At 38.1% G+C, this 5,106-nt stretch carries 3 protein-coding genes and 1 pseudogene; 3 read left to right on the forward strand and 1 reads right to left on the reverse strand.

From position 1 onward, the window contains the following. Positions 1-263, reverse strand: a pseudogene (locus BLR76_RS11220) (hypothetical protein); the annotation flags it as partial. Positions 264-420: 157 nt separating this feature from the next. Between BLR76_RS11220 and BLR76_RS11225 the strand changes: the two are divergent. Genes BLR76_RS11225 through BLR76_RS12415 form a run of 3 tightly spaced genes read left to right on the forward strand, consistent with a single transcriptional unit; the run spans position 421 to position 4,798 of the window. Next, positions 421-3,609 (forward strand): type I restriction endonuclease subunit R, encoded by a 3,189-nt coding sequence (locus tag BLR76_RS11225; RefSeq protein ID WP_091268970.1) that lies wholly within the window; start codon positions 421-423, stop codon positions 3,607-3,609. Between the two features lie 37 nt (positions 3,610-3,646). Then, positions 3,647-4,651, forward strand: coding sequence for an SIR2 family protein (locus BLR76_RS11230; RefSeq protein ID WP_176759711.1), 1,005 nt, complete (start codon positions 3,647-3,649; stop codon positions 4,649-4,651). Between the two features lie 15 nt (positions 4,652-4,666). Then, on the forward strand, positions 4,667-4,798 hold the full coding sequence (locus tag BLR76_RS12415) for a hypothetical protein (protein ID WP_281241351.1): 132 nt from the start codon (positions 4,667-4,669) through the stop codon (positions 4,796-4,798). Positions 4,799-5,106: the final 308 nt, after the last annotated feature.

Below are 5,106 nucleotides of genomic sequence, written 5' to 3' on the forward strand. Positions count from 1 at the left end.
CGACGAACAGGTTTGATCGGTTTACCTGCTTCCACGGCCTGTTTTAGAAGGTATTTATAGTCCGCCCGTTCAATCTTTACAACTTTCGGTGGGTCATCAAGGGTCAATTTGTTGTAATCAAGCTTTGTGATATCGGTCCCTTTAGGTGGTCGATCACCCGCATCTTCAAGCCAAGTAATATAATCGTTTAAAAGTTGAATTAAACTGTTTTGCCACTTGATTTTATTAACTAAATACATGATAATCTGAAGTAGATTAGGCATCTCTTTTCACTCCTTAAGTGATGAATGTTTGTTTTAGTGAACTTCATTTTATCAGATTAAGGGGGGGAAGAGGTGCCTTTTTGTATTTTAATTGATAGAGCAACGATAGTTGCATTAAAACAACACGAAAAAACAAAAAAATTGGTAATTACTCGAGATCTTACAGGAGTTAGGCTATGATTATGCATCCGGATTAGACCTTTCACCAGGGGGAACACAAGTCGAACGTGAGACCTTGAAAGAAGTGCTGCTAGAAAGGCGGCTGGAAGAAGCTCTGAGTACAATAAACCCAGAGCTTCCGCCTGAAGCTTTGGAAGAAGCATACAGACAAGTCATTACCTTTAACAGTCCCAGTTTAATTGAGAATAACCGTCACTTTCATCAGTTAATGACCGAAGGAATCGAAGTCAGCTATAAGGAAAAGGGTGAGATCAGAACAAAGCGGGCATATATTATTGATTTTGAAAACCCGTTAAATAATGATTTCTTAGTTGTGAATCAGTTTACTGTAGTGGAAAAAGAAGACCGCAGACCAGACATTGTTTTATTCGTAAATGGTCTACCCCTAGTGGTAATCGAATTAAAATCAGCCAGTGATGAAGAAGTAGGTATTGAGAATGCATACAATCAAATTCAAACGTATAAAAGAGAAATTCCTTCTCTTTTTAACTACAATGCCTTCAATATTATTTCAGACGGAATCAATGCTAAAGTAGGCACATTAACTTCTAACGAAGAATGGTTCATGAACTGGCGAACCGTTGACGGAAAACATATTGAACCTCTCTCCAATCCTCAGTATGAAGTGTTGTTTAATGGAATACTTCAAAAAGAACGGCTTTTAGATATCGTTCATAACTTCATTCTCTTTCAGGAATCACAGGAAGCAGAAAAAGATGCGAATGGTAAAATACTAGGGAATAATAAATCAGTGGTAAAAATCATGGCGGCTTATCATCAGTACTTTGCTGTTAAAAAAGCGGTCTCTAAAACGAAAGAAGCCACCCAAGAAGAAGGCGACCGTCAAATCGGGGTGATTTGGCATACGCAAGGGTCAGGGAAAAGCTTTTCGATGGTCTTTTATACAGGCGGCCTAGTTAGAGAACTGAACAATCCGACCATTGTGGTTATAACTGACCGTAATGATTTGGATGATCAGCTCTTCAGTACGTTTTCTAAATCAAAAGACTTATTGCGGCAAACACCAAAGCAAGCGCATGTCAGAAAATTATCTCAAGCTAAAAAGACGAACGGCAAAGAGAACTCAACAGAAGTTAACGGCTTGTATGACCTTTTAAACGAGAGACAATCAGGCGGGATTATTTTTACAACCATTCAAAAATTCAAGCCGGAAAATGAAGACATGCCCGTTCTTACAGACCGAAAAAATGTAATTATCATTGCAGACGAAGCACACAGAAGTCAGTATGGATTGGATGCCAAAACGGATGCAAAAACGGGTGAAGTCACTTACGGCTATGCTAAGTATTTAAGAGATGCGCTGCCCAATGCCTCTTTCATCGGCTTTACTGGTACACCCATTGACTTAGAAGACCGCTCGACTGTTGCTGTATTCGGTCATACCATTGATACATATGACATGACCAGAGCGGTAGAGGATGAAGCAACGGTTCGTATTTTTTATGAGAACCGGATCATCAAACTTGAAGCGGATGAAGTGGAACTCAAGAACTTGGATGATGAATTTGAAGAACTATTGGAGGGTCAAGAAGAAGAGGCTCGCATGAAAAATCGGTCTAAGTGGAGCCGAATGGAAGCCATAGTTGGCTCACCAAACCGGGTCAAAAAGCTGGCTGAAGATATCGTCCAGCACTTCGAAGCTAAAGAACAGGCAATGGATGGTAAAGGCATGGTTGTCTGCATGAGTCGAAAGATTGCCGTAGATCTGTATGATCAAATCATTAAAATCAGACCAGACTGGGACAGTGACGATGTAAATAAAGGGAAAATTAAAGTGGTTATGACCGGAAGTGCAGCGGATAGTGAGCGCCTACAGAAGCATACTGGAGGCAAGCAGCGCCGAGATACTTTGGCTAAGCGTATGAAAGACAACAATGATGAATTGAAACTAGTTCTTGTAAGGGACATGTGGCTCACTGGTTTTGATGTCCCGTCTATGCATACCATGTATATCGATAAACCGATGAAGGGTCATAATTTAATGCAAGCGATTGCGCGCGTGAACCGTGTCTTCAAGGAAAAATCTGGTGGTGTCGTTGTCGACTATATTGGTATTCTTGAAAGTTTAAAGCATGCATTAAATCAGTACACCAGCAGCGACCGACAAAATACTGGTATCGATACAGACGTGGCAACTAACTTAATGCTTGAGAAATTGGATGTTCTTCAAGATATGATGCATGGGTACGATTATTCTGACTATATGGGTGACTCACAAAGCAAACGTGTCCGCGCCATAACCGGTGGAATGGACTTTATTATGGGCAAGAGCGAAGAAGACCAAAAAGAATTCAAGCAAACGGTTCTGGAATGCGGCAAAGCTCACGCCCTGTGTGCAGCTACGGATACTGGAAAAGAAAAAGCACTGGAAGTGAGTTACTTTAAAGCAGTAAAAGCGAGTTTGGTTAAGCTCAAAAATAGCGACAAGCCTATACTTTCTCAAAAAGAAATCGATGCACGTGTATCTCAGCTTCTCGAACGGTCGATTATTTCAGAGGAAGTCATCGATGTATTTGATACATTAAATATTAAACGACCAGAAATTTCCATTTTATCAGAAGATTTCTTGAATGAAGTTCAGGAAATGAAGCATAAGAACTTGGCAGTCGAAATGTTGAAGAAATTACTGGAAGGTGACATTAAAGCACTTGAAAGACGAAATGTTGTTAAGTCAGAGAAGTTCTCTGAACGTTTGACAAAAACGTTAAACCGATACCGAAATCAAGCGTTGACAAATGCAGAAGTCATTGAAGAACTTATTCGTATGGCCCATGATTTCAAGCGTATGCGAGAAGAAGAAAGTGAACTGGGATTGAGTGATGATGAGATTGCTTTCTATGATGCCTTAACGAAAGAAGACGCCGTCAAAGAATTTATGGAAGACGACGTTCTAAAGCAGATCGCACATGAGTTGACCGAAGCGATTAGGAAAAATATTACTATTGACTGGAGTGTCAGAAAAAGTGCACGCGCCAGTATGAGACGAGTGATTAAACGTCTCTTAGCCAAGTATGACTATCCACCAGATCAGTCTCCTCAAGCAATTATTACGGTTATGCTTCAAGTAGAGAAAATGGCAGGCAACCTATATAAAAATCATGTTTGGGCTGCGCAAGTGGCGGAAGAGGATAGGACGGATTATTAATGGTTTTTATGATTATATATTAGGAGGAGGATGCATAGTGGAACCCCATGTTGAATCAATTATTGAAAGAACACAAAAGTATTTAGAAAATATTCCAACTATGATTATTGGTTCAGGATTTTCAGTTCCCTTTGGTTTGCCAACTATGGATAATTTGGCTAGCCAATTAAAAAATGAGTTATCAAGTAAATATGAGGGCGATGAAGGGTGGAATGATTTTACTGATCTGTTAGATAAGGATTATGACCTCGAGTCTGCTTTACTAGATGTATCTTTAAATGAAGATATAACTAAAGAAATAATTGAAGTTACATGGAGCATGGTAAATTTGCTAGATAGAAAAGCGTTTTTAGAATTTATACGAGAAGCCCAGAATAAGGGATTAAGCAATATATTTAATACTCTTCTACAAAGTCATCCTCGTAAAGTTGATGTAATCACAACAAATTATGATAGGTTGATTGAGTATTCTGCCGATAAAGTAAACGCTGAAATTCAAATGGGTTTTAAAGGAGAGTATATGAAAAGGTTAGATAAAATCGATACTCAGCCTAAACCAAATCAAAAATCTATTGTGCTTTGCAAAGTTCATGGTTCCCTAGACTGGTTCAAGAAAGAGAAAGGAAACCAAATTATATCACTTCCAAATTCAGAAAATATACTTAATGATTTTCAACCCGTGATAGTAACCCCAGGTATACACAAATATCAAGAAACTCATAATGAGCCATTTCGTACAATGATTAATGCAGCTGATACTTTAATTAGTGAAGCAACTTCTTTTCTATGTATAGGCTATGGCTTCAATGATGATCATCTTCATCCAAAATTAATTAATCAAATTGAATCGTTAGAAAAGGAAATAGTGATAGTTACAAAAACATTGACAGAAGGGGGCAAAAAAATAATTAAAAATGCTAAAAAGTTCGTTGTTTTTGAAGAAGATAGTCAAGGTGGGACAAAAATTACTAGCCATGATGGAATTATTAATTCAAAAGAAGAATTTTGGAAAATAGATGAATTTGCAAACATGTGGCTTTAGGTTAAGGAGGAGAAAATGAATATATTTGATTACGAAAATGAAGATAGTATTGGTTATGTTAGCAGTGTAGATACTGCGACTTTAGTTATATCAGTTGAGAACGAAAAGATGTTGAGCCATTTACAAGTTAATCATTTACCTGAATAATTCATAGTACCTTGTCAGAACAGGCATTTATCCCGCTTTGATAAGGTTTATCACTCTATTCCTTCTTCACCCGTTGGGTGAAGAAAAAAATATACAAAAAGAGCACGCTCTATGTTATTGTAAAGTCGACGAAAACAACAAAAACAAGAGGTGTGCTCAATGTCAACTTTACAAGAAAAGCAACTACAATTCAATCCCCATTTGGTTATGTCAAACGATGGCGGTCAATTATCCAATGATTCCGGTCTCCTTTTACTCTTTGAATTTTTTCATAAGATCAAGTTCAAAGAGCTGGTTAACGAGTTATT

It is taken from the genome of Alkalibacterium thalassium, from assembly GCF_900101165.1.
GTDB lineage: Bacteria > Bacillota > Bacilli > Lactobacillales > Carnobacteriaceae_A > Alkalibacterium > Alkalibacterium indicireducens.